This is a genomic window from Sphingomonas endophytica, assembly GCF_001476895.1.
GTDB lineage: Bacteria > Pseudomonadota > Alphaproteobacteria > Sphingomonadales > Sphingomonadaceae > Sphingomonas > Sphingomonas endophytica_A.
In genome coordinates this window covers 21731-46847 of sequence record NZ_LDTB01000056.1, presented here as the reverse complement: position 1 = coordinate 46847, position 25117 = coordinate 21731, and the positions used below count along the sequence as shown (strand labels likewise).

Below are 25117 nucleotides of genomic sequence, written 5' to 3'. Positions count from 1 at the left end.
GCCAGCGGGGCGGGCGGGGTCAGGCGCATGTCGCGATCTCCTCCAGCGAGCGGCGCAGCTTCTGCAATTGCGCGAGGAATTGTTCGATCTCCGCCATCGGCCAGTCGGCGAGGCAGCGGTTCCAGTAGTCGATCACCTTCGCCTGACAGCGGTTCGTCACCGCCTCGCCCTCGGCGGTCAGCGACAGGTGGACGACGCGGCGGTCGTCGGGGCTACGGGTCCGTTCGACCCAGCCGCGTGCTTCCAGCGCATCCATCATCCGTGTCATCGCACCCTTGTCGTGCGCCATGTCGCGCGCCAGCACCGCGCACGTCGGTTCGATATGATGGCGGATCCCCATCAGCGCCGACCATTGCGAACTGTTGAGTCCGTCGGGCGCGAACGCGCGGTCCAGCACCGTCATGCCGAGCTGGTTGCACACCTTCATGATGTAGCCGATCGACCGTTCGGGCGTGTAGTCGTCAGGATGGTAGAAGGTCATATCGATTGCCTTGGCAACCATTGCCGAGGCAGTCAATGCCTTTGTTTCGTCGCGTTGCCCGGGTGCGCGGCTTGCGGGGGGCGGCGCGCGCGCTATGGTTTCGATCGACACCTTGTCCCTGTGGGAGCTTCACTGTTGGCTTATCGTGCGTTTCTGACGGCCGGCTGCGCGCTGGCGGTTCTCTCCCAGGCGGCAGCGGCCCAGACGGCGGCCCAGACGGCGGCGGTGCCCGCCCCAGCGCCGGTATCCCAGCTGGTGAAGGCGGTGGACATTCCGTACCAGGAATTCACGCTGAAGAACGGCCTGCGCGTGATCGTCCATACCGATCGCAAAGCGCCGATCGTCGCGGTCAGTGTCTGGTACGACGTCGGATCGAAGCATGAGCCGAAGGGCAAGACCGGCTTCGCGCACCTGTTCGAGCATCTGATGTTCAACGGGAGCGAAAATGCGCCGGGCGATTTCTTCGAGCCGCTGCAACAGGTCGGCGCGACCGATTTCAACGGCACGACCTATTTCGACCGCACCAATTATTTCGAGACGGTGCCGACCAAGGCGCTGGCGCGCGCGCTGTATCTCGAGTCGGATCGCATGGGGCACCTGACCGGCGCGATCACGCAAGGCGTGCTGGATGAGCAGCGCGGCGTGGTGCAGAACGAGAAGCGTCAGGGCGACAACCAGCCCTATGGCCTGCTCCGTTACAAGGCGACCGAGGGGCTGTTCCCGGCCGATCATCCCTATGGCCACACCACGATCGGATCGATGGCCGATCTGGACGCCGCGAGCCTGGCGGACGTGAAGAACTGGTTCCGCAGCCATTACGGCCCGAACAATGCGGTGCTGGTGCTGGCGGGCGATATCGATGTCGCGACCGCCCGGCCGCTGGTGGAGAGGTATTTCGGCGATATCCCGCGTGGGCCGGAAAGCGTCGCGCCGCCCGCGCCGGTTCCGACCGGGCTGCCCGGCCCGGCCAAGGAAGTGATGAAGGACCGCGTCGCCGCGACGATGGTGTTCAAGGAATGGGCGGTCCCGGGCCTGAACGACAAGGATGCGGCCGGCTTGCAGGTTGCGGCGGGCGTGCTGGGTGGCCTCGCCAGCTCGCGCTTCGACAATGTGCTGGTGAAGGGCGAGAAGCTGGCGGTGCAGGCGTCGGCCGAGTACGAGCCGTTCGCGCAGGTCGGCACGTTCCAGCTGACCGCGATCGTCCGCCCGGGTGTCGACGCCAATCTGGTGTCGCAGCGGCTGGACCAGCTGGTCGCCGAGTTCCTGAAGACCGGCCCGACCGCCGATGAGGTCAACCGCTACGTCACCAGCACCTTGTCCAGCCGCATCGACGGGCTGGAGGCGGTCGGCGGCTTCGGCGGGAAGGCGACCGCGCTGGCCGAGGGCGCGCTCTATTCCAACGATCCGGGCTTCTACAAGAAGCAGCTCGCGGCGCTGGCGGCGCAGACCCCGGCGAGCGTGAAGGCGGCGGCCGACCGCTGGCTGTCGCGCCCGTCCTATGAACTGCAGATCGTGAATGGCGAACGCGATGCCTATGCCGATGCCAAGGCGGTGCCGCCCGCCAAGGTGGTCGAGGCGCCGACTCCGGCGGTGAAGGGCGATCGCGGCCCGCTGCCCGAGGTGGGCGAGATCGCCGGGCTGTCGTTCCCGAAGGTCGAGCGGACGAAGCTGTCGAACGGGATCGAGCTGATCTACGCCAATCGTTCGGTCGTGCCGATCACCCAGGCGGTGCTCAGCTTCGACGCCGGTGTGGCCGCCGATGTCGCGGACAAGCTGGGGACGCAGCAGCTGACGCTGGCGATGATGGACGAGGGCACGAAGGGGCTGAACTCGATCCAGATCGCGGAGGCGCGCGAGCGGCTGGGCGCGGCGATCGACAGCGGCAGCAGCGCGGATCGCACCACGCTGTCGCTGCGCGTGCCGAGCGCCAATCTGGCGGCGGGGACGCAGCTGTGGGCCGATATCGCGCGCGCGCCGTCCTTTCCGGAAAGCGAGCTGGGTCGCGTCAAGAACCAGCAGCTGGCCGGGATCGCGCAGGAACTGACCAGCCCGCAGGGGCTGGTGCAGCGCGTCCTGCCGAAACTGGTATCGGCCGGCTCGCCCTACGCCAAGGCGCAGGGATCGGGCGATGCGGCGGCGGTGCAGTCGCTGACGCGCGCCGATCTGGTCGCGTTCCAGCAGGCGTGGCTGCGGCCCGACAAGGCGAAGATCTTCGTCGTGTCCGACCGACCGCTCGCCGAGGTGCGGCAGGTGATGGAGGCGCGCTTCGGCGACTGGAAGCCGAGCGGCACGCCCGGCACCAAGACCTTCCCGGCGACGGTGAACGGCGTCACCCCGCGCATCGTCCTGATCGACCGGCCCGACAGCCCGCAGTCGCTGATCGCGGGAGCGTCGCCGACCGGGCTGAAGGGCACCGACGACCTGCTGCCGCTGGAGGTCGGCAACGACGCGCTGGGCGGCAGCTTCCTGGGACGGCTGAACATGGACCTGCGCGAGGATCGCCATTGGTCCTACGGCGTGCAGGGCAATTACAGCCGCAAGGCGATGGCGGTGCCCTATGTCGTCTATGCGCCGGTACAGGCCGACCAGACCGGCCCGGCGGTCGCCGCGCTGCGCGACGACGTGACGCAATATGTCACGACGAAGCCGATGACGCAGGACGAATTCACGCGCGCGATCAACTCGGGCACCCGCTCGCTGTCGGGCGATTTCGAGACGTCGGACAATGTGCTGGCGGCGATGCAATCGAACGACCTCTATGGCCGCCCCGACGATTATTACGCGACGATCACGCAGAAATATCGCGCGCTGACGCTGCCGCAGGTGACGCAGGCGACCAAGGCGGTGATCGATCCGGCGCGCTTCGTCTGGGTGGTGGTCGGCGAGGCGGCCAAGGTGAAGCCGCAGCTTGACACATTGGGGCTGCCGGTGGAGGTCATGCCGGCCGCCGCGGTCGCCGGAACGCCTCCGGCATCCGTGGCGAAATAAGGGAGTCCAAGGACATGGCCGGAGTGGATGGAACGTACGACTGCACGGTGAAGTCCCCGCTGGGCGACCAGAAGCTGACGCTGACGGTCACGCAATCGGGTGGCGAGTTCACCGGACAGGCGTCGGGCGCGATGGGATCGTCGGACGTGCACGGCACGGTCGAGGGCAACACGCTGGCCTGGAAGCAGCAGATGACGGTGCCGATGCCGATGACGCTCGACATCACCGCGACCGTCGATGGCGATGCGATCACCGGCAGCGTCGGCGCGGGCGCGTTCGGCAGCTTCCCGCTGAACGGGACGCGCACCGCCTGATCCTCGAACGATCGCGGGCTGACGGGCGGCGCGGAAGGGACACCCCTTTCCGCGCCGTACGACTATCGGGCGCTGGCGCTTTGCGCGCGGGCACGCCAAACTTGCGTTTCGTTACGGGGAGATACGCGGTGGATGCGGGACGCAGGGAGATGATGGCGATGATGGCGATCGGCGGCGCGGGACTGGCGGCGACGCTGCCTGGCGAGGCGGCGGAGGCAAAGGCCGGGGCGGGGGCGGCGACCGTGCCCGCCAAGGTGCTGCACCATGTCTTCTTCTGGCTAAAGGATGCAGGCTCGACCGCCGATCGTGACCGCCTGATCGCGGGGCTGCGCACGCTGGCGGCGATCCCGGTCATCCGCGCGCTCCACATCGGCGTGCCCGCGGACACCGAGGCGCGCGACGTGGTGGACGGCAGCTATCAGGTGTCGGAGCTGATGTTCTTCGACACGGTCGCCGACCAGAAGGCGTATCAGGACCATCCGATCCACCGCCAGTTCGTCGCCGATTGCGAAAAGCTGTGGCGCAAGGTGGTGGTGTACGATACGCTGGGGGTGTGATGATGAGGCGCTGTTGGGGTGTCGCGATCGGCCTGCTGGTGACGCCGGCGGCCTGGGCTCAGGAGCCGGCGACGCGCACCATTCAGGTGACGGGCGCGGGGGTGGTGCAAACGCCGCCCGACGTCGCGATGCTCAACATCTGGCTGCGGGGCGAGGGTACGACTCCCGATGCCGCGACCGGCGATCTCGCGGCGAAGCAAAAGGCCGTCGCGGCCGGGCTGGCCGGCTTCCTCGGTGGTGACAGCGACCTCACGACCGGCAACGTCACCGTCATCCAGGCGCGCGGCAAGGCGTGCGAGGACGGGCGCGGGTACAACAGCACGCCGCGCCTCAGCGCCGGCGATTGCACCGTCACCGGCTATATCGCCACCATGCAGAGCGCGGTGCGCACGCACCGGGTCGACAAGGCGGCCACCGCCGCCGGGCTCGCCTCCCGACTGGGCGCGAGCGATGCGCGGCTGGACGGGTTCGCCTTGTCGGACCTCGACGGGGCGCGGGCGCGCGCACGGGCGGCGGCGATCGGGAATGCCCGCCGACAGGCGACGGCGCTGGCGAGCGGAGCGGGGGTGCGGCTGGGACCGATCATTCGGCTCAGCGACCAGATGGGATATAGTCCGGACGCGGGCGAGGTCCGCTTCGCCGCCAGCGCGCCGCCGCCACCGCCACCGCCTCCTGTTCCGCCGCCGATCCAGATCGACGCGAAGCCGCGACCGATCGAAACACGGGCGCAGGTCTATGTCACGTACGCGATCACCGACTGAGGGGAGGGAAGGCCGGCGCTATCGCTCCAGCCGGGTCACGTGCCCCATCTTGCGGCCCTCGCGCGTTTCGCGCTTGCCGTAGAGGTGGAGATAGGTGTCGCGCGCGGCGACATAGTCGGGCCAGCGTTCCCAGTCGGCACCGATCAGGTTTTCCATCTCGACGCGCTGCGCCACCAACGCGGTGTCGCCGAGCGGCAAACCGCAGATCGCGCGGACGTGGTTGGCGAACTGCGAGGTCGCCGCGCCCTCGATCGTCCAATGCCCCGAATTGTGGACGCGCGGTGCCATTTCGTTGAACACCGGGCCGTCCGCCGCGGCGAAGAACTCGCAGGTCAGGACGCCGACATGGCCCAGCGCCTCGGCGATGCGGCCGGTCAGCGCCGCCGCCTCGGTCCATTGCGCGGCGATCGCGGCGGGTGCCGGCAGCGTGGAGCGATGGAGGATCGCGTTGCGATGCTCGTTCCACGGCGGCGGATAGCTGGTGACGGTGCCGTCGCTCCCGCGCACCAGGATGATCGAGAATTCGTGGCTGAAGGTGATGAACGCCTCCAGCACCGCCGGCCCGCCGATCGCTTCCCACGCCGCATCGGCGTCGGCGGGCGACGACAGCCGCATCTGGCCCTTGCCGTCATAGCCGAAGCGCGTCGTCTTCAGCACCGCCGGGCAGCCGATCGCGGCGAGCGCGGCGTCCAGTTCCTCGCGCGAGTCGACCGCCGCCCAGCGCGCGGGGCGCCCGCCGACCTGCTCGACGAACCGCTTCTCGCGCACACGGTCCTGCGCGACTTCAAGGCTGAGCGGCGAGGGATGGACCGGCACGCGCTCTGCCAGCCATTGCACCGGTAGCGCCGAGATATTCTCGAACTCGTAGGTGACGACGTCGCATTGCGCGGCGAAGTCGGCGAGCACGACCTTGTTGTGATAATCGGCGCGGGTCAGCGCGGAGGCGGTCTGCGCCGCGACGCTCTCGCGATCCGGGGCGAGGACATGGGTGCGATAGCCGAGATCGGCCGCCGCGCTGGCGATCATGCGGCCGAGCTGACCGCCGCCGAGGATGCCGATCGTGCTGCCGGGCGGGATCACGCTCATGCCGGATCGACCGCGACGCTATCGGTCTGCTTCGCGCGCCAGTCCCGAACCCGCTGCGACAGCGCGTCGTCGGACAGGGCCAGGATCGCGGCGGCCAGCAGCGCGGCGTTGATCGCGCCCGACTTGCCGATCGCCAGCGTGCCGACGGGGATGCCGCCGGGCATCTGCACGATCGAGAGCAGGCTATCCATGCCCTTCAGCGCCTTCGACTCGACCGGCACGCCCAGCACCGGCAGATGCGTCATCGACGCCGCCATGCCGGGCAGATGCGCCGCGCCGCCCGCGCCGGCGATGATGACCTTCAACCCGCGATCGGCCGCGCCGGTGGCGTAGTCGTAGAGCCGCTGCGGGGTGCGATGTGCGGACACCACCTTGCATTCATGGGCCACGCCCAGCGCGTCGAGCGTCTCGCTCGCGTGCCGCATCGTTTCCCAATCCGAGGTGGAGCCCATGATGATGCCGACGTGCGCCATCGGGCGCGGTTAGCCGGAGGGGGCGGGGAGGGCAATCGGCAAAGTTCACCTGATGTCGCCTCTGCGCAGGCGGGCTCGAAGTCGCGCGATCGGCAATATTGCCTTGCGGTCGTCCCTGCGGAGGCAGGGGTCTATTGCTGTCGCGTTTGTCGGTGTGTTCGACACACGAGCGACGAGAGGCGTCGCCGTTGATTCTCGGTACGATACAGACATGGGCCCCTGCCTGCGCAGGGGCGACGGTGGGGTCTTGATGGAGCGGCAGCGCCCCCAGGCGGTTTGCTGTCGGTAATCTTTCGACACCCCGGCTTCGCTGGGGTGACGTCGGTAGATTGAATCACGCCGCCAGCTTCATCCCCTGCATCGCCTCCGCCGCGAGCGCGATCGAGTGGCGGCGCGCCTGGTGGTCGTACACGGCGCTGGTCAGCATCAGCTCGTCCACGCCGGTCCGCGCGACGAATGCCGCGATCCCGCGCGCCACGTCGTCGCGCGTCCCGATCGCGCTGGCCGACAGCGCATGGTCGAGGATCGCGGCATGTTGCGGCGGGAGCGAGGCGCGATAGCCGGGGACGGGCGGCTTCATCCGCCCCGGATTGCCGGTGCGCAGCGCCACGAACTGCTGCTGCTGCGAACTGGCGAGCAATTCCGCTTCCTCGCGCGTGTCGGCGGCGAAGACGTTGAAGCCGGCCATGGCATAGGGCTTGGCCAGCGTCGGCGAGGGGCGGAAGTCGCGGCGGTAGATGTCGAGCGCCTGATCGAGCGCGTCGGGCGCGAAGTGCGAGGCGAAGGCATAGGGGAGCCCCAGCATCGCGGCGAGTTGCGCGCCGAACAGGCTGGAGCCAAGGATCCACATTTCCGGCTTCGCGCCCGCGCCGGGGGTGGCGGTGATGCCGGTGCGGCCGTCATCGGCGAAATAGCTCTGCAACTCCACGACATCGCGCGGAAATTCGTTGGCGTCGCTGTTCAGGTTCCGGCGCAGCGCATGGGCGACGCGCTGGTCCGAGCCGGGCGCGCGGCCGAGCCCGAGGTCGATGCGTCCGGGAAACAGCGCGTCGAGCGTGCCGAACTGCTCGGCGATCTGGAGCGGGGCGGAATTGGGCAGCATGATCCCGCCCGCGCCGATGCGGATATGCTTCGTCGCATGGCCGACATGCGCGATCACCACGGCGGTCGCGGCGGAGGCGATGCCGGTCATGCCGTGATGCTCCGCCACCCAATAGCGGTGGAAGCCGAGCGCCTCGGCATGGGCGGCGAGATCGGCGGCATGGGCGAGCGATTGCGCGACCGATCCACCTTCGGTGACGGGGACGAGGTCGAGGAGGGAATAGAGGGTCATGAGCGAAAGGTGGGGACGGGGGTGGGTTAGCGCCAGCAACGGTGTGCTATCGCGCGCGATAGGCTGGGTTTGTCGACGATATTCGTCACACTCGCCGTCGTCCGTCATTCCCGCCGTCTTTCGTCATTCCCGCCGTCTTTCGTCATTCCCGCGCAGGCGGGAATCCAGACGCGCAGGTCTTCGCAAGGGTCGCAAGGTCAGAGGTTCTGGATTCCCGCCTTCGCGGGAATGACGAAGAAGGGAGCGGCAGGCGTAGGGCGCGGAATGACGGAGCAGCGGCGGGGATGACGTGCCCATTCAAAGTCTCTAGACGCGCGGCCATGCAGCCCGACTTCGCGCACGTCGATACGTGGATCTTCGATCTCGACAACACGCTCTATCCGGCGCGCGCCGATCTGTTCGCGCATATCGATCGCCGGATGACCGCGTTCATCGCCGACTTCCTGAGCGTCGATCCGGTCGAGGCGCGGCGCATCCAGAAGGAATATTTCCTCGGCCACGGCACGACGCTCGCCGGGCTGATGGCCGATCATGACGTCGATCCGCACGCCTTCCTGGCGTACGTCCACGATATCGAAATGGACGCGCTGGAGGAAAACGCCCCGCTCGCCGCCGGGCTGGCGCAGCTGCCGGGGCGCAAACTGGTCTTCACCAACGGCGACCGGCCCTATGCGCTGAAGGTGCTGGAGCGGCTGGGGCTGGGGCAGAGTTTCGAGGCGGTGCACGACATCGTCGCGATGGACCTGACGCCCAAGCCCGCCGCCAGCGCCTATGTGGGGCTGTGCACCGCATTCGATATCGCGCCGACCCGCGCGCTGTTCGTCGAGGACATGGCGCGCAACCTGAAACCCGCCAAGGCGATCGGGATGACCACCGTCTGGGTGGACAACGGGTCCGAGCAGGACCACGACGCCGACCGATCCTATGTCGACCACCGCGTGACCGACGTCACCGCGTGGGTCCAATCCCTGTTGGAGGACCAATGACCGCCGAGCTTTCCGCCACGATCGACGCCGCGTGGGAGAACCGCGCCGAGCTGGGACTGACCACCGGGGGTGAGGTGCGCGTCGCGGTCGATCGCGCGCTGGCGCTGCTCGACGCCGGGCAGGCGCGCGTTGCCGAGCCGGATGGGGCGGGCGGCTGGCGCGTCAATCAGTGGCTGAAGAAGGCGGTGCTGCTCAGCTTCCGGCTGAACGACAATGCGCTGATCGACAACGGGCCGGGCGCGGGCCACTGGTTCGACAAGGTGCCGAGCAAGTTCTCGGGGTGGAGCGAGGCCGAGTTCCGCACCGCCGGCTTCCGCGCGGTTCCGGGCAGCGTGGTGCGGCGCGGGGCGTTCGTGGGCAAGGGCGCGATCCTGATGCCGAGCTTCGTCAACATCGGCGCCCATGTCGGTGAGGGCACGATGGTCGACACCTGGGCGACCGTCGGCAGCTGCGCGCAGATCGGCAAGAACGTCCACCTGTCGGGCGGCGCGGGAATCGGCGGCGTGCTGGAGCCGTTGCAGGCCGATCCGGTCATCATCGGCGACGGCGCGTTCATCGGCGCGCGCGCCGAGGTCGCCGAGGGCGTGCGCGTCGGCGAGGGCGCGGTCCTGTCGATGGGTGTCTATCTGGGCGCATCGACCAAGATCATCGATCGCGAGACGGGCGAGACGTTCCGTGGCGAGGTGCCGCCCTATGCGGTGGTGGTGCCGGGCTCGATCGGCGGCGGCGAGGGCAAGCCGGCGCTGTATTGCGCGGTGATCGTCAAGCGGGTGGATGCGCAGACGCGCAGCAAGACCAGCATCAACGACCTGTTGCGGGATTGATCGGGTAGAACGTCTGTCATCCCGGCGCAGGCCGGGATCCATGTATCCGCAAGAGCCGACGTCGACGCGCTTGCGGGTCGCTGGACCCCGGCCTTCGCCGGGGTGACGGAAGGTAATTGCGTGCGCGCCACATTGGACCGTCGTGTATAACATGTAAAACAAAATGCCTCGACAGCGTAACGTCAGCCGCCTATCCGTGCCGCAGGACAGGAAAAGGACGCCGATATGCCGACCGCCAGCAAGGTTCTCGACCGTGTGCTCGTGCTGGAAATGGTGCGCGTGACGGAGGCTGCGGCGATCGCCGCCTCGACGCTGACCGGGCGCGGGGACGAGAAGGCGGCGGACGCCGCAGCGGTCGAGGCGATGCGCGCCGCGCTCAACGAACTCGACATGGACGGCACGGTCGTGATCGGCGAGGGCGAGCGCGACGAGGCGCCGATGCTGTACATCGGCGAGAAGGTCGGCACCGGCAACGGCCCGGCGATCGATATCGCGCTCGATCCGCTGGAAGGGACGACGATCTGCGCCAAGTCGGGCCCGAACAGCCTGGCGGTGCTGGCGATCGCCGAGGCGGGCGGGCTGCTGAACGCGCCGGACGTCTATATGGACAAGCTGGCGGTCGGGCCGGGGCTGCCCGCCGGGGTGATCGATCTCGATCGCACGCCGACCGAGAACGTCCGGGCGATCGCCGCCGCCAAGGGCGTCCAGCCGAAGGACATCATCGCCTGCGTGCTCGACCGTCCGCGCCACGAGGCGTTGATCGCGGAGCTGCGCGGGATCGGCTGCGGCGTGGTGCTGATCGGCGACGGCGACGTCGCGGGGGTGATCGCGACCAGCGACCCGGACACGACGATCGACGTCTATATGGGATCGGGCGGCGCGCCGGAGGGCGTGCTGGCGTGCGCGGCGCTGCGCTGCGTCGGCGGACAGTTCAAGGGGCGGCTGCTGTTCCGCAACGACGACGAACGCGCCCGCGCCCGCAAATGGGGGATCGAGGATCTCGACCGTCAGTACGACCTGAAGGAGCTGGCGAAGGGCGATTGCATCTTCGCGGCGACCGGCGTGACCGATGGCTCGCTGCTGGAGGGCGTGAAGCGCCACGGCGGCAAGATGACGACGGAGAGCGTGGTGATGCGCGCTTCGTCGGGCACGGTGCGCTGGGTGAAGGGCGAGCATCGCCTCGACCAGTGATCGTGGCGACGTGATGGCGGCGGCGGCGCTGACGGTCGCGCTGGCCAGTCTCGCGCTGTTGCTGCATGGCGCGCGTTGGGGGTATTGGCCACGTCCGGCGGAGGGGGCCTCCGGCGCGGTGCGGCACCGGCATTTCGCGCGGTTGGCGCTGCGGTCGCTGGTGCATTTCGGCATGGTGGCGGTGGTGCTGCTCGCGGCGGGTGGGCGGCTGGGGACGGTCGTGGCCTTCCCGCCCGAGTTCGGTGCCGCGCGGGCAATGGCCGTCCGCTGGATCGGGCAGCCGTCGTGGCAGCCGCTCGCGCTCGGCGCACTGGCGGGGGCGATCATCGCGGCGGTGCTGGAGCGGCGCGGGCGACGCGTGGCGCTGGGCGACCTGCGCGCGGTGACCCCGGTGCGGCGTGCGGAACTCGGCTGGGGCGTGCTGCTGGCGGTCGAGGCGGGCGTGACCGAGGAAGTGTTCTTTCGACTGCTGCTGCCGTTGCTGATCGCGCAACTGAGCGGCTCGGCGGTGGCGGGGTTCGTCGTGGCGACCGTCCTGTTCGGCTATGCGCATCGCTATCAGGGCGTGCCCGGTATTGCGGGCACATTGTTGGCGGGCGTGTTGCTGACGCTCATCTACCTTCTTTCCGGGCATTTGTGGGTCGCGATGCTGGTCCATGCCGCAATCGATCTCAACGGACTGGTCGTGCGCCCGTGGCTGTCGGGAAGGCTGCGTTAGGACCGTCCGTGGATGCGGGTGCGGAGCGGATCCGCGCGAAATTCCCTTGAGCCACAAATGACGTTGACGTAAACGGCAGGCAATCAGATCATCCAATCGAGAGGCTGAATGCGATGACCGAAGTCGTGATTGCGGGTTACGCCCGTTCGCCGTTCCATCTGGCGGGGAAGGGCGCGCTGGCGCGGGTACGGCCGGACGATCTGGCGGCGCAGACGATCCGCGGGCTGATCGAGAAGACCGGGGTCGATGCCAGCCTGATCGAGGATATCGTGCTGGGCTGCGCCTTCCCGGAGGGCGAGCAGGGCTTGAACGTCGCGCGGATGATCGGGCTGCTCGCCGATCTGCCGCTGTCGGTGGGGGGCATGACCGTCAACCGTTTCTGCGGATCGTCGATGAGCGCGATCCATATCGCCATGGGGCAGATCGCGGTCGGCGCGGGCGAGGCGTATATCTGCGCTGGGCTGGAATCGATGAGCCGCGTGCCGATGGGCGGGTACAACCCGCTGCCCAATCCCGACCTCGCCGCCAAGAGCGCGGGCGCCTATATGGGCATGGGCCAGACCGCCGAGAACGTCGCGGAGAAGTATCAGATCACCCGCGCCGAGCAGGAAGCGTTCGCGGTGAAGAGCCAGCAGAAGGCCGGGGCGGCGCGTGCCGACGGGCGGCTGGCCGATGAGATCGTGCCGATCCAGTCGAAGGCGGGCGTGGTCGATCAGGACGGGACGTTGCGCCCCGACACCACCGTCGAGGCGCTGGCGGGGCTGAAGCCGGCTTTCTCTCAGGACGGGTCGGTGACGGCGGGGACATCCTCGCCGCTGACCGACGGCGCGAGCGCGGTGCTGGTGACGTCGGAGGAGTTCGCCAGGAAGCACGGCCTGCCGATCCTCGCGAAGATCAAGGCGATCAGCGTATCGGGTTGCGATCCCGAAACGATGGGGCTGGGGCCGATCGGCGCATCCAGAAAGGCGCTGGAGCGCGCCGGGATTTCGGCGAGCGATCTGGACGTGGTCGAGATCAACGAGGCGTTCGCGAGCCAGGCGATCGCGTGCATCCGCGATCTCGGCCTGAAGGAAGAGACGATCAACCTCGACGGCGGCGCGATCGCGATCGGGCACCCGCTGGGCGCGACCGGCGCGCGGATCGTCGGCAAGGCGGCGGCGCTGCTGGCGCGCGAAGGCAAGCGCTACGCGTTGGCGACGCAGTGCATCGGCGGCGGGCAGGGCATCGCCACCGTGCTGGAGCGCGTGTGATGGCGGACACTGTAAAAAAAGTCTGTGTCATCGGCGCGGGCGTGATGGGGGCCGGGATCGCCGCGCAGGTCGCCAATGCGGGCGTGCCGGTGCTGCTGCTCGATATCCCCGCCAAGGACGGCGCGGATCGTGACGCGGTGGCCAAGGGCGCGGTCGCCAAGATGCTCAAGACCGAGCCGGCGCCGTTCATGTCGAAGGCGGCGGCGAAGCTGGTCGAGACCGGCAATATCGACGACCATCTGGCGCGGGTCGCGGAATGCGACTGGATCGTCGAGGCGATCGTCGAGCGGCTGGATATCAAGCAGTCGCTCTATGCCAGGCTGGAAGAGCTGAAGCGACCGGGGACGGCGGTGTCGTCGAACACCTCGACGATCCCGCTGGAGCGGCTCGTCGAGGGGCGCAGCGCGCAGTTCCGGCAGGACTTCCTCATCACGCACTTCTTCAACCCGCCGCGCTACATGCGGCTGGTCGAGATCGTGCGCGGGGCGGATACCGACGCGGGCGTCGCGGAAAAGGTCGAGGCGTTCGTCGATCGCTTCATGGGCAAGCGCATCGTGCGCGCGAAGGACACGCCGGGGTTCATCGCCAACCGCATCGGGACCTACTGGCTGGCGGTGGCGGTGAATGCCGCGATCGATCAGGGCCTGACCGTCGAGGAGGCGGACCAGATCGGCGGACGGCCGATGGGGGTGCCGAAAACGGGCATCTTCGCGCTGATCGATCTGGTCGGCGTCGATCTGATGCCGCTGCTCGCCAAGAGCCTGTCGGACACGCTGCCGCAGGGTGACCCGTATTTCGCGACGGTGCGCCCGCTGCCGCTGGTCGACCGGATGATTGCGGAGGGATTCACGGGTCGCAAGGGCAAGGGCGGTTTCTACCGGCTCGACAAGGGCGCGGACGGCAAGCGCACCAAGCTGGCGATCGACCTGGCCACGGGTGAGTACCGGCCCGAGGCGAAGCCGGAAGCGCTGTCCCCGGCGGCGGAGAAGGATCTCGCCGCGCTGGTGACGGTGCCGGGCAAGGTCGGCGATTATGCGTGGACGATCCTCGGCCATGTGCTGAGCTATGCCGCAATGCTGGTCGGCGAGGCCGCCGACGACGTGGTCGCGATCGATGACGCGATGAAGCTCGGCTATAACTGGAAGTTCGGGCCGTTCGAGCTGATCGACCGGCTGGGGCCGGGCAAGCTGGCCGAGCGGCTGCGTGCCGACGGGCGCGACGTGCCTGCGATCCTCGATGTGGCGGGCGAGCGGCCCTTCTACCGCGTCGAGGGCGGGGTGCGGCAATATCTGGGCGCGGACGGCGATTATCACGACGTGCCGCGTCCCGAGGGCGTGTTGTTGCTGGAGGACGTCAAGCGGCGGTCGGAGCCGGTGGCGAAGAGCGCGTCGGCGGCGCTGTGGGATGTCGGCGACGGCGTGCTGTGCCTGGAATTCACCGCGAAGATGAACGCGCTGGACGGTGAGGTCGCGAGCCTGATCCAGCAGGCGATCCCGATCGTGCAGGAGCGCTTCAAGGCGCTGGTGATCTATAACGAAGGCAGTAATTTCTCGGCGGGCGCCAACCTTGGACTCGCGCTGTTCGCGGTGAAGGCGGGCGCGTGGGGCGAGATCGAGAAATTGATCGTCGGCGGGCAGCAGGCGTTCAAGGCGCTGAAGTACGCGCCGTTCCCGGTGGTGAGTGCGCCGGCGGGCATGGCGCTGGGCGGCGGGTGCGAGGTGCTGCTCCATTCGGACGCGGTGCAGGCGCATGCCGAAAGCTATATCGGGCTGGTCGAGGCCGGGGTCGGGCTGGTGCCCGGCTGGGGCGGGCATGGCGAATTGCTCGACCGGCTGGCCAAGTCGAAGGGCATGCCGCGCGGGCCGATGCCGGCGGTGATGAAGGCGTTCGAGCTGATTTCCACCGCGCAGGTGTCGCGGTCGGCGGCGCAGGCCAGGGAAATGGCGTTCCTGCGTCCGAGCGACGGGATCACGATGAACCGCGACCGGCTATTGGCCGATGCCAAGGCGAAAGCGCTGGCGCTGGTCGACGGCTATAGCTCGCCCGAGCCGCCGACGTACCGCCTGCCGGGGGCCAGCGGGCGCACCGGACTGGCGGGCGCGGTCGCCGACTTCCGGCGCAAGGGCATGGCCACCGCCTATGACGAGGTCGTCGCCGGGCGGCTGGCCAACGTGCTGACCGGGGGCGAGGCCGATCTGGTCGATACCGTCACCGAGCAGCAGTTGCTGGATCTCGAACGCGCCGCGTTCATGGAAAGCGCGCACGACGAACGCACCCATGCGCGCGTCGAGAGCATGTTGATGACCGGCAAGCCGTTGCGCAACTGATCCGGTCGCTTCCAACCCCCTCCGCCGGCCGGGCCGGGGCGGAGGGACATTCAACCCGCGTTCAGCGTTGCGCGGCGCAAGGATACCGGCCCGGACATAAAAAGACATGAGGATCGCCATGAAAACCCCTTCCACATACAACCGTCATCGCATCGCGCTTTCGGTCGCCGTCCTTTCGGGCGCGAGCGCCATCGCCGGAACCGCGCACGCGCAGGCCTTCTACCTTCAGGAACAGGCCGCACGCGCGGCGGGACGCGCCTTTTCCGGCGAGACGGCCGACACCGGCGCGGCGTCGCTGTGGTGGAACCCGGCGGCGATCGCGGGCATCGACCGCGCCGAGGCGACGGTCAGCGCCTCGGCGATCCTGCCGTCGGGTGACGTGATCGACAACGGCACCGCGATCCGTCGGCCGGGCGGCACGTTCGCGCCGGTCGGGGGATCGGCGCGGTCGCGCGATCCGATCAACAAGGGCGTGCTGCCGTCGGGCGCGATCGCGGTGCCGCTGGGCGACCGGCTGGCGGTCGGGCTGGCGGTGACGTCGCCCTACAGCTTCACCACCGATTATCCGGGCGACAGCTGGGCGCGGTACAGTGCGGACCGCACCTATCTGCGCACCTTCGACATCCAGCCGTCGGCGGCGATCGCCGTCACCGACTGGCTGCGCGTCGGCGGCGCGGTGAACGTCGAGCATGTCGAGGCGAGCCTGGGCAATGCGCTGCCCAACCTGTCCGCCGCGCTGGCGGACGGCAACCAGACGCTGAAGGGCGACGGCTGGGACGTGGGCTGGAGCGCCGGGTTCCAGATGCACAACGACTGGGCGACGGTCGGCGTCAGCTACAAGTCGGCGATCGAGCACACGCTGAAGGGCGACCTGACCGTGTCGGGCCTGCTGGGGCCGCTGGCGACGCAGAACCGCTCGCTGAACGGGGTCGAGGCGCGCTTCTACACGCCCGCGCAGATCATGGTCGGCGGGCGGTTCAAGGTGAGCGACGCGCTGACGCTGAACGCGCAGACGATCCGCTATACCTGGGAGAAGTTCGACGCGATCCGGCTGGGTGCGCCGGTGAATGCCGCGATCCCGGAGAATTATCGCAGCACCTGGAGCTATGCCGGCGGCTTCGACTATCTGGTGTCGCCGCGCCTGACGCTGCGCGCGGGCGTGCAGCGCGCGCTGACTCCGACGCGCGACGGCGAGCGCGATGCGCGCGTGCCGGATTCGAACCGCTGGAATTATGCGGTCGGCGGGTCGTTCGACGTGACGCCGAACTTCACGATCGACGCGGCGGCGAATTACGTCGACTTCGCTGACACCACCATCGACCGGCGGACGGCGGCCTATGCGGGAACGGCCGCGCAGACGCCGATCCTGGTCAACGGGCGGCTGGAGAATGCCAAGGCCGTCGTGCTGTCGCTGGGCGGGCGCGTGCGGTTCTGACGCGAGGCGAGGCGGGAGGGAGGGCCCGCGGTGGCGCTCTCCCGTTCGTGATTGCGAGCGGAGCAATCCAGAGCCGCATCGGGACGTCCGGGATTGCTTCGCGATGCTCGCAATGACGGAGGAAGCGATTACGCCTCCGCCATCTCGCGCACCAGTTCGCCGGCGCGCTCCAGCCGCGCGAGGGGATCGTCGATCCGTTCGCGCAGCAGGAAGCGGCGATCCTTTTCTTCCAGCCCGAACGCCGCCGCGTCGATCGCGGTGCCGTTGTGCGGCTCCAGCGCCAGCGCGGCGGGGCCGGCGCTGACCTTCGCGATCCCCGCCGCGCGCGCATCGACGCGCAGCCGGGCGGTCGCCAGCAGGGTGCGCGCTTCGTCCGGGATCGCGCCGAAGCGATCCTCCAGTTCGTCCTCCAGCGCGTCGAGCGCGTCGCCATCGGTGATCCGCGCCAGCCGCGTGTAGATCGTGACGCGCAGTTCCTCATCGGGAATCCACGTCTCGGGCAGGCGCCCTTCGACCCCGACCTGCAATTCCGGCGTCCAGCGCTCGACCTCCTCGCCGCGCGCGCGGCGCAGCGCGCCCTCCAGCAATTGCTGGTAGAGGTCGATGCCGATGAGTTTCATGTGCCCCGCCTGCGTTTCGCCCAGCAGGTCGCCCGCGCCGCGCATGTCGAGGTCGCGCGCGCTGATCGCGAAGCCGGCGCCGAGCCGGTCGAACGCCTCCAGCGTGCGGAGCCGCTTGAGCGTGCGCGGCGCGATCGCATGATCCGGGTCGGTGAACAGCAGCACCTGACCGCGCCGGCTGCCGCGACCGACGCGCCCGCGCAACTGATGAAGCTGCGACAGCCCGAACCGGTCGGCGTGCGCGATCACCATCGTGTTGGCGCGGGGCACGTCGAGCCCCGCCTCGATGATGTTGGTGGCGAGCAGCACGTCGCCGTCGCCGCGCCCGAAGCGCACCATCGCCGCGTCGATGTCATCGGCGGGCAGCTTGCCATGCGCCTGTAGCACGTCGAGTTCGGGGACCAGCCTGCCGAGTTGTTCGGCGAGCGGCGCCATGTCGGCGATCCGGGGCACGACGACGAAGCTCTGCCCGCCCCGGCTCTTTTCGCGGAGCAGCGCGGCGCGCAGCGTCTCGGGCGAGAAGGCGCTGACCGCGGTGCGGATCGGCTGGCGGCGCGCGGGCGGGGTGGCGATCACTGACAGTTGCTGGAGCCCGACCAGCGCCGATTGCAGCGTGCGCGGGATCGGGGTGGCGGACAGGGTGAGGACGTGCCCCGCCGACAGCGCGCGCAGCCTGTCCTTGTCCGCCGCGCCGAACCGCTGTTCCTCGTCGATCACGACCAGGGCGAGGCTGTCGTAGGCGACGCCCTTGCCCGCGACCGCGCCGGTGCCGACGACCACTCCGATCGAGCCGTCGGCCAGCCCGGCTTTGACGCGCTTCTTCTCGGCGGCGCTCGACAGCCGGGACAGGCCGGCGACTTCGATCCCGGTCCCCTCGAAGCGCGCGGTGAAGGTGTCGAGATGCTGGCGGGCGAGGACCGTCGTGGGGGCGGCGACCGCGACCTGATGCCCGGCGAGCGCCGCCAGCGCGGCGGCGCGGAGCGCCACCTCGGTCTTGCCATAGCCGACATCGCCGATCACCAGCCGGTCCATCGCGCGTCCGGCGGCGAGATCGGCGCGCACGGCGGCGATCGCCTTCGCCTGATCGGCGGTTTCGGTGAAGGCGAAGCCGGACGCGAAGCGCTCGTAGGCGGCGGGATCGGGATCGAGCACCGGGGCGTCGCGCCCGGCGCGTTCGGCGGCGAGCGCGGTAAGGTCGCGCGCGCTCTGCGCGATGGCGGCGTCGATCTCGCCGCGCCGCTTCTGCCAGCTCGACCCGTCGAGCCGGTCGAGCGTGACCGCATCCGCTTCCGCCCCGTAGCGCCAGAGACGATCGGCCTCCGCGACCGGCACCAGCCGCACGCCGTCATTGGCATAGGTCAGGCGGATCGCGTCGCCGCCGTCGTCGGGAAGCTGCTCCAGCCCGGCGACGACGCCGATGCCGTGGTCTTCGTGCACGACGACATCGCCGATCCGGATCTCGCCGAATTCGAACAGCCCGGTATCGGTGGCGGCGCCGGCCACCTGCTCACGTTCGGCCCGGCTGCCGAGCAGGTCGGCGGCGGCGATCGCCAGCACGCCCGCGCGCCGGAAGCCGCGATCGGCCGCGAGTTCGAGCATCAGCAGCGCCCCGCGTTTCGCCTTGGCGACCTTGCGCCAGTCGGCGACGGTGACGGGGTCGTCCTTCAACGCCTTGGCGACGCGGCGGCGCAGGAAGCGCAGGTCGCGCGCGCTGCCGAGCAGGACGACGCGCGTTCCCTCCTCACACTCCTTGCGGACCAGGGTGGCGAAGGCCCGCAACGGCGCCTTGCGTTCGGCGAAGCGCGGCGGGGGCTCGCCCTCGCGGGTCAGGACGATCGGGGTACGATCGGCGAGCGCGGCCTGCCACATGGCGTCGTTGACGACATCGCGGAGCGCGCGCTGCGGCATGCGGCGCGTGGCGTCGGCGACCAGCGTCAGGAAGCGGCGTCGGCGCTCGTCGGCATCCGGATCGACGATCACCTGCGCGCCGGGCAGGTGATCGAGCAGCGTGGTGCGATCGTCACCGGGCACGGGCTCCGCGACGCGGCCCAGCTCACGTTCGGCGATGTCGTCGATCGAGCGCTGGTCGGCGGGGTCGTAGCAACGCAGCGCCACGACCGTTCCGTTGGCGACCTCGATCCGCAGCGGCAGCGCGGCGTCGGCCGGGAAGACGTCCAGCACCTGTCCGCGCAGCGCGACCTCACCGGGTTCGTCGACCCGCTCGTCGGCGATATAGCCGAGCGCGGTCAGTTCCTCGAACAAGGTCGGCAGGTCGAGCGCCGCGCCATGCCGGACGGTCGGCGGCACCGAGTCGAAGGCGGCGGGCGGCGGATAGGCGCGGGCCAGTGCCTCGCCGGTGGTGATGAGCGCGACCGGTGCGCGCTGCGTCTCGGCGACCAGCCGGCGCGCGCGGCGCAGTGCCGAAACGCGCTGGCCGACATTGGCGGGGGAAGGGGGCGCATCCTCGCCCGGCAGCGCGTCGCTGCCGGGGCAGAGGATGACGGTCGCATCGGGCGCGGCGGCGGCAAGCGCCTGCGCGACCATCGCGGCGCGCACCTCGTCCACCATCGCGGCGATCAGGTCGCCCTGCGCCAGCGCCTCGGCAAGCATCGCGGCGGTTTCGGCAATGGCGGGCAGGGTGCGGCGGGAACGGCCCGGCGCCGCGCGACGTTCCGCGACAAACGTCTTGTCGCAGATCAGGACCGGGTCAGCGGCGGTTCAGCGGCGATGGTGCAGGGAGACGATCATGAAAAGCCTCCTCACTCTGGCGGCACTGTCCGTCACGTTCGCCGCCCCCGCGCAGGCCAAGCGGCTCTCCCCCGATGCGCAGCTCGCCGACCTGCTGAAAGGACGCGTGGCCGGCGCGCCGGTGCAATGCATCCCGACCAACGTCACCAATTCGCAGCAGATCGTCACCGGGCGGGCGATCGTGTGGCGGGTCGGATCGAAACTATACGTCAACGTGCCGCGTGCGCGCGCCGAGACGCTGCGCGACGATGACGTGCTGATCACCCAGCAATGGGGATCGCAGCTCTGCCGCAACGATCAGGTCCGGACCATGAACCCGATGAGCCGCATTCCGGGCGGCGTGCTGTTGCTGGGCGACTTCGTACCGTACACGAAGTCGGCCGGCGGCTGACCCCGGATCGATCGCGTCAGGCGGCCTGACGGTAGTCGGTGTCGTTGGCTGCGGTGCGCGCGCGCGCGTCGTTGCGGTACTGCGCGATCAGATAGATCAGATAAAGCATGACGGCCTCGCTAATGGCTGAAGTGCTGCGGCGCAGCGAACGACCGGCATGTGAACGAGCGTGACGGTTGCGGCAAATGCAACGTGGATCATCGCGCGTGCAGCGCGTGCAAGCGTCAGCGATCCTTGCTTGCCCCCCGGCCAACGAAGAAGCCGCCGCCCGGTATCCCGGACGGCGGCTTCGTCATGTCAGGCGCGGGCCCGACCGAGGATCACTCCTCGTTCAGATACTCGCCCGCGTCGGCGTCCGTGCCGGTGCCGGAGGGGACGACCGCCGCCAGCGGATCGCTGCCGGTGCCGACCTCCTCGCGCGGCGAGCGCGCTTCCTCGGCCGCGCGGGTCTGCGAGGCGGTGCCAGCCGAGCCGGCCGCGACCATCGCGTCCTGCAACTTGCGCTGCTGGGCGCGCAGCGCCGCGTCGCGCGACGAGGCCGCGACGCGCAGGCGGTTCATGCCCGCGCCGGTGCCCGCCGGAATCAGGCGGCCGACGATCACGTTCTCCTTCAGGCCCATCAGCGTGTCCTGCTTGCCCTGGACCGCCGCCTCGGTGAGGACGCGGGTGGTCTCCTGGAACGATGCCGCCGAGATGAAGCTGCGGGTCTGCAGCGACGCCTTGGTGATGCCCAGCAGGATCGGCTTGCCCTGCGCACGCGCCTGGCCGTCCTCCAGCTTGTCGTTGATCGCGTCCATTTCCTCGCGATCGACCTGCTCGCCCACCAGCAACGTGGTGTCGCCGGACTCGATGATCTCGACCTTCTGCAGCATCTGACGAACGATCGTCTCGATGTGCTTGTCGTTGATCTTCACGCCCTGCAGACGATAGACTTCCTGGATTTCGCTGACCAGATATTCGGCCAGCGGCTCGATGCCGAGCACTTCCAGGATGTCGTGCGGGTCGGGCGAGCCGCCGATCAGGTTGTCGCCACGCTTGACGTAGTCGCCTTCCTGAACGTCGATCACCTTCGACTTGGGCACCAGATACTCGACGACCTCGCCGCCGTCCTCCGGCTGGATGCCGATCTTGCGCTTCGCCTTATAGTCCTTGCCGAACACCACGCGGCCGGAGACCTTGGCGATGATCGCATTTTCCTTCGGCTTGCGCGCCTCGAACAGCTCGGCGACGCGCGGCAGACCGCCGGTGATGTCGCGGGTCTTGGCGCTTTCGCGCGCGACACGCGCCAGCACGTCGCCGGCATGGACGGTGGCATTGTCCTCCACCGACAGCACCGCGCCCGGCGCCAGCAGGTAACGCGCGGCCTCGCCCGACCCTTCGTCGAGGAGGGTCATGCGCGGACGCAGATCATCCTTCGACTTGGACGTCACGCGATATTCGATCACCACGCGCTGCGCGATGCCGGTCGCCTCGTCGACCTGCTCGGTCAGGGTCTTGCCTTCGATCAGGTCCTGGAACTTCACGGTGCCGCCGGTTTCCGTGATCACCGGCATGGTGAACGGATCCCATTCCGCCATCCGGTCGCCCTTGCTGATGATGTGGCCATCATCGAACATGACGTACGCGCCGTACGGAATCTTGTGCACCGCCAGTTCGCGGCCGTCCATGTCGACGATCGCGATCTCGCCCGAGCGGCTGAGCACCACACGACGGCCGCGCTGGTCCTCGATGATGCGCAGGTCGCGGAACTCGACGGTGCCGTCGACCGGCGCCTCCAGGTTCGACTGCTCGTTGAGCTGCGCCGCGCCGCCGATGTGGAAGGTCCGCATCGTCAGCTGCGTGCCCGGCTCACCGATCGACTGCGCCGCGATGACGCCGACCGCCTCGCCGATGTTGACCGGCGTACCGCGGGCGAGGTCACGCCCGTAGCACTTGCCGCACACGCCGATCTTGCTTTCGCAGACCAGCGGCGAGCGGATCTTCATCGCCTGCACGCCCAGCGCCTCGATCTGCGCGACCATCGGCTCGTCCAGCAGCGTGCCGACCGGGATGACGACCTTGCCGGTCTTGGCATCCACGACGTCCTCCGCCGTGGTCCGGCCCAGGATACGCTCGCCCAGCGACGCGATCGTCGAGCCGCCCTGCACGATCGCCTTCATCTCCAGCGCGCGCTCGGTGCCGCAATCCTCCTCGATGATGACGCAATCCTGCGACACGTCGACGAGACGGCGGGTCAGATACCCCGAGTTCGCGGTCTTCAACGCCGTATCCGCCAAGCCCTTGCGCGCGCCGTGGGTGGAGTTGAAATATTCGAGGACGGTCAGGCCTTCCTTGAAGTTCGAGATGATCGGCGTCTCGATGATCTCGCCCGACGGCTTGGCCATCAGGCCGCGCATACCCGCCAGCTGCTTGATCTGCGCAGGGGACCCACGCGCACCGGAGTGGGCCATCATGTAGATCGAGTTGATGTCGCGCTCGCGGCCGACCATCGGGCCGTCCTCGTAATGGCGCACCGCCTTGATCTCGTTCATCATCGAGTTCGCGACCTGGTCGCCGCAACGGCTCCAGGCGTCGATGACCTTGTTGTACTTCTCCTGCTGCGTGATCAGGCCATCCTGATACTGCTGCTCGAAGTCCTTCACGAGATCGCGGGTCTCGTCGACCAGCTTGTCCTTGTCCGGCGCGATCAGCATGTCGTCCTTGCCGAACGAGATGCCGGCGCGGAACGCGTGACGGAAGCCCAGCGCCATGATCGCGTCCGCGAACAGCACCGTCTCCTTCTGGCCGGTGTGACGATAGACCTCGTCGATGACCTCGCCGACGTCCTTCTTGGTCAGGACGCGGTTGACGACGTCGAACGGCACCTTGTGGCTCTTGGGCAGGCACTCGCCCAGCAGCATGCGACCCGGGGTGGTCTCATAGCGCTTCAGATACTGGTTGCCCTGCTCGTCGGTCTGCGGAACGCGGCTGACGATCTTGGTGTGGAGCGTCACGGCACCCGCGAAGAGCGCCTGATGCACCTCGGCCATGTCGCCCAGCATCATGCCCTCGCCCGGCTCCTTCTGCTTCTCCAGCGAGAGATAGTAGAGGCCCAGCACCATGTCCTGCGACGGCACGATGATCGGCTTGCCGTTCGCGGGCGACAGGATGTTGTTGGTCGACATCATCAGGACGCGCGCTTCCAGCTGCGCCTCGAGGCTCAGCGGAACGTGAACGGCCATCTGGTCGCCGTCGAAGTCGGCGTTGAACGCCGAGCAGACCAGCGGGTGAAGCTGGATCGCCTTGCCCTCGATCAGCACCGGCTCGAACGCCTGGATGCCGAGGCGGTGGAGCGTCGGCGCGCGGTTCAGCAGCACCGGATGCTCGCGGATCACCTCGTCCAGGATGTCCCAGACTTCCTTGCGCTCCTTCTCGACCCACTTCTTCGCCTGCTTCAGCGTCATGCTGAGGCCCTTGGCGTCGAGGCGCGCGTAGATGAACGGCTTGAACAGTTCGAGCGCCATCTTCTTCGGCAGGCCGCACTGGTGCAGCTTCAGCTCCGGCCCGGTCACGATGACCGAACGGCCCGAATAGTCGACGCGCTTGCCGAGCAGGTTCTGGCGGAAGCGGCCCTGCTTGCCCTTCAGCATGTCGGACAGCGACTTCAGCGGACGCTTGTTGGCGCCCGTGATCGTGCGACCGCGACGGCCGTTGTCGAACAGCGCGTCGACCGCTTCCTGCAGCATGCGCTTTTCGTTGCGGACGATGATGTCCGGCGCGCGCAGCTCCATCAGGCGCTTCAGGCGGTTGTTGCGGTTGATGACGCGGCGGTACAGGTCGTTCAGATCCGACGTCGCGAAACGACCGCCGTCCAGCGGCACCAGCGGGCGCAGCTCGGGCGGAATGACCGGCACGACCTCGAGGATCATCCATTCCGGACGGTTGCCCGATTCCAGGAAGCTCTCGACGACCTTCAGGCGCTTGATGATCTTCTTGGGCTTCAGCTCCGACTTGGTCGTCGCCAGCTCTTCCAGAAGCTGCACCTTCTCGCCCTCGAGATCGAGGCTTTCGAGCATGATGCGGACCGCTTCGGCGCCGATCCCGGCCGAGAAGGCGTCCTCGCCATATTCGTCCTGCGCCTCGAGCAGTTCGTCCTCGGTGAGAAGCTGGTACTTCTCCAGCGGGGTCAGGCCCGGCTCGATGACGATATACGCCTCGAAGTACAGCACGCGCTCCAGCTGCTTCAACTGCATGTCGAGCAGCAAGCCGATGCGCGACGGCAGCGACTTCAGGAACCAGATGTGCGCGACCGGCGCGGCGAGCTCGATATGGCCCATCCGCTCACGGCGGACCTTCGACACCGTGACTTCGACACCGCACTTTTCGCAGACGATGCCCTTGTACTTCATGCGCTTGTACTTGCCGCACAGGCATTCGTAGTCCTTGATCGGACCGAAGATGCGCGCGCAGAACAGGCCGTCACGCTCGGGCTTGAACGTGCGATAGTTGATCGTCTCGGGCTTCTTGATCTCGCCGAAGGACCAGCTGCGGATCTTGTCCGGCGACGCGATCCCGATCTGGATCTGGTCGAAGGTTTCCGGCTTCGCGAGCGGATTGGCGAAATTGGTCAGTTCGTTCATGTCTTTGTCCCTCTA

Annotated in this window: 18 protein-coding genes; 12 read left to right on the top strand and 6 right to left on the bottom strand. The window is 68.6% G+C overall.

Annotation, left to right across the window (positions count from 1 at the left end; genetic code table 11):
• Window positions 1–19 precede the first annotated feature (19 nt).
• Window positions 20–481, bottom strand: a complete 462-nt coding sequence (locus NS334_RS13065) for a MarR family winged helix-turn-helix transcriptional regulator (protein WP_193753097.1) — start codon at window positions 479–481, stop codon at window positions 20–22.
• A 135-nt stretch (window positions 482–616) separates the two neighbouring features.
• On the opposite strand from NS334_RS13065, the gene NS334_RS13060 reads away from it, so the two are divergent.
• From NS334_RS13060 to NS334_RS13045, 4 genes are all read left to right on the top strand, one after another.
• Entirely contained in the window at window positions 617–3469 is a 2853-nt protein-coding gene (locus tag NS334_RS13060) for a M16 family metallopeptidase (protein ID WP_241491945.1), read from the top strand.
• A gap of 14 nt (window positions 3470–3483) precedes the next feature.
• Window positions 3484–3783, top strand: a complete 300-nt coding sequence (locus NS334_RS13055) for a hypothetical protein (protein WP_058756395.1) — start codon at window positions 3484–3486, stop codon at window positions 3781–3783.
• A gap of 149 nt (window positions 3784–3932) precedes the next feature.
• Entirely contained in the window at window positions 3933–4340 is a 408-nt protein-coding gene (locus NS334_RS13050; protein WP_241491944.1) for a Dabb family protein, read from the top strand.
• 2 nt (window positions 4341–4342) lie between these two features.
• On the top strand, window positions 4343–5101 hold the full coding sequence (locus NS334_RS13045; RefSeq protein ID WP_058756394.1) for an SIMPL domain-containing protein: 759 nt from the start codon (window positions 4343–4345) through the stop codon (window positions 5099–5101).
• Between the two features lie 18 nt (window positions 5102–5119).
• Here the strand turns inward: NS334_RS13045 and NS334_RS13040 are convergent, their stop codons facing one another.
• From NS334_RS13040 to NS334_RS13030, 3 genes are all read right to left on the bottom strand, one after another.
• Window positions 5120–6187: a 5-(carboxyamino)imidazole ribonucleotide synthase gene (locus NS334_RS13040; protein WP_058756393.1), complete on the bottom strand. Its 1068-nt coding sequence runs from the start codon at window positions 6185–6187 to the stop codon at window positions 5120–5122.
• Window positions 6184–6660 (bottom strand): 5-(carboxyamino)imidazole ribonucleotide mutase, encoded by a 477-nt coding sequence (purE, locus tag NS334_RS13035; protein ID WP_058756392.1) that lies wholly within the window; start codon window positions 6658–6660, stop codon window positions 6184–6186. The genes NS334_RS13040 and purE overlap by 4 nt, the downstream gene beginning before the upstream one ends.
• A gap of 334 nt (window positions 6661–6994) precedes the next feature.
• Window positions 6995–7993, bottom strand: coding sequence for an LLM class flavin-dependent oxidoreductase (locus NS334_RS13030; RefSeq protein ID WP_058756391.1), 999 nt, complete (start codon window positions 7991–7993; stop codon window positions 6995–6997).
• 320 nt (window positions 7994–8313) lie between these two features.
• Here NS334_RS13030 and NS334_RS13025 point away from each other — a divergent pair, with 320 nt between their 5' ends.
• The 7 genes from NS334_RS13025 to NS334_RS12995 all read left to right on the top strand — a co-directional run bounded on the left by NS334_RS13025 (window position 8314) and on the right by NS334_RS12995 (window position 16724).
• Entirely contained in the window at window positions 8314–8979 is a 666-nt protein-coding gene (locus NS334_RS13025; RefSeq protein WP_058756390.1) for a pyrimidine 5'-nucleotidase, read from the top strand.
• Window positions 8976–9803, top strand: a complete 828-nt coding sequence (gene dapD / locus NS334_RS13020) for a 2,3,4,5-tetrahydropyridine-2,6-dicarboxylate N-succinyltransferase (protein ID WP_058756389.1) — start codon at window positions 8976–8978, stop codon at window positions 9801–9803. The genes NS334_RS13025 and dapD overlap by 4 nt, the downstream gene beginning before the upstream one ends.
• Window positions 9804–10028: 225 nt before the next feature.
• Window positions 10029–10994 carry a class II fructose-bisphosphatase gene (gene glpX, locus NS334_RS13015; RefSeq protein WP_058756388.1) on the top strand — a complete coding sequence of 322 codons (966 nt, stop codon included), beginning with the start codon at window positions 10029–10031 and terminating at the stop codon, window positions 10992–10994.
• A 13-nt stretch (window positions 10995–11007) separates the two neighbouring features.
• Entirely contained in the window at window positions 11008–11712 is a 705-nt protein-coding gene (locus NS334_RS13010; RefSeq protein WP_058756387.1) for a CPBP family intramembrane glutamic endopeptidase, read from the top strand.
• Between the two features lie 113 nt (window positions 11713–11825).
• Window positions 11826–12962 carry a thiolase family protein gene (locus NS334_RS13005; RefSeq protein WP_058756386.1) on the top strand — a complete coding sequence of 379 codons (1137 nt, stop codon included), beginning with the start codon at window positions 11826–11828 and terminating at the stop codon, window positions 12960–12962.
• The gene (locus NS334_RS13000; RefSeq protein WP_058756385.1) at window positions 12962–15289 is read left to right on the top strand and encodes a 3-hydroxyacyl-CoA dehydrogenase/enoyl-CoA hydratase family protein; all 2328 of its coding nucleotides are present in this window, start codon (window positions 12962–12964) and stop codon (window positions 15287–15289) included. The genes NS334_RS13005 and NS334_RS13000 overlap by 1 nt, the downstream gene beginning before the upstream one ends.
• Before the next feature lie 118 nt (window positions 15290–15407).
• On the top strand, window positions 15408–16724 hold the full coding sequence (locus tag NS334_RS12995) for an OmpP1/FadL family transporter (RefSeq protein ID WP_058756384.1): 1317 nt from the start codon (window positions 15408–15410) through the stop codon (window positions 16722–16724).
• A gap of 128 nt (window positions 16725–16852) precedes the next feature.
• On the opposite strand, the gene NS334_RS12990 is transcribed toward NS334_RS12995, so the two are convergent.
• Window positions 16853–19954 (bottom strand): TRCF domain-containing protein, encoded by a 3102-nt coding sequence (locus tag NS334_RS12990; protein WP_058756383.1) that lies wholly within the window; start codon window positions 19952–19954, stop codon window positions 16853–16855.
• Window positions 19955–20090: 136 nt separating this feature from the next.
• On the opposite strand from NS334_RS12990, the gene NS334_RS12985 reads away from it, so the two are divergent.
• Window positions 20091–20483 carry a hypothetical protein gene (locus NS334_RS12985; protein ID WP_058756382.1) on the top strand — a complete coding sequence of 131 codons (393 nt, stop codon included), beginning with the start codon at window positions 20091–20093 and terminating at the stop codon, window positions 20481–20483.
• 320 nt (window positions 20484–20803) lie between these two features.
• Here the strand turns inward: NS334_RS12985 and rpoC are convergent, their stop codons facing one another.
• Window positions 20804–25102, bottom strand: a complete 4299-nt coding sequence (gene rpoC / locus NS334_RS12980) for a DNA-directed RNA polymerase subunit beta' (RefSeq protein WP_058756381.1) — start codon at window positions 25100–25102, stop codon at window positions 20804–20806.
• Between the last annotated feature and the right edge of the window lie 15 nt (window positions 25103–25117).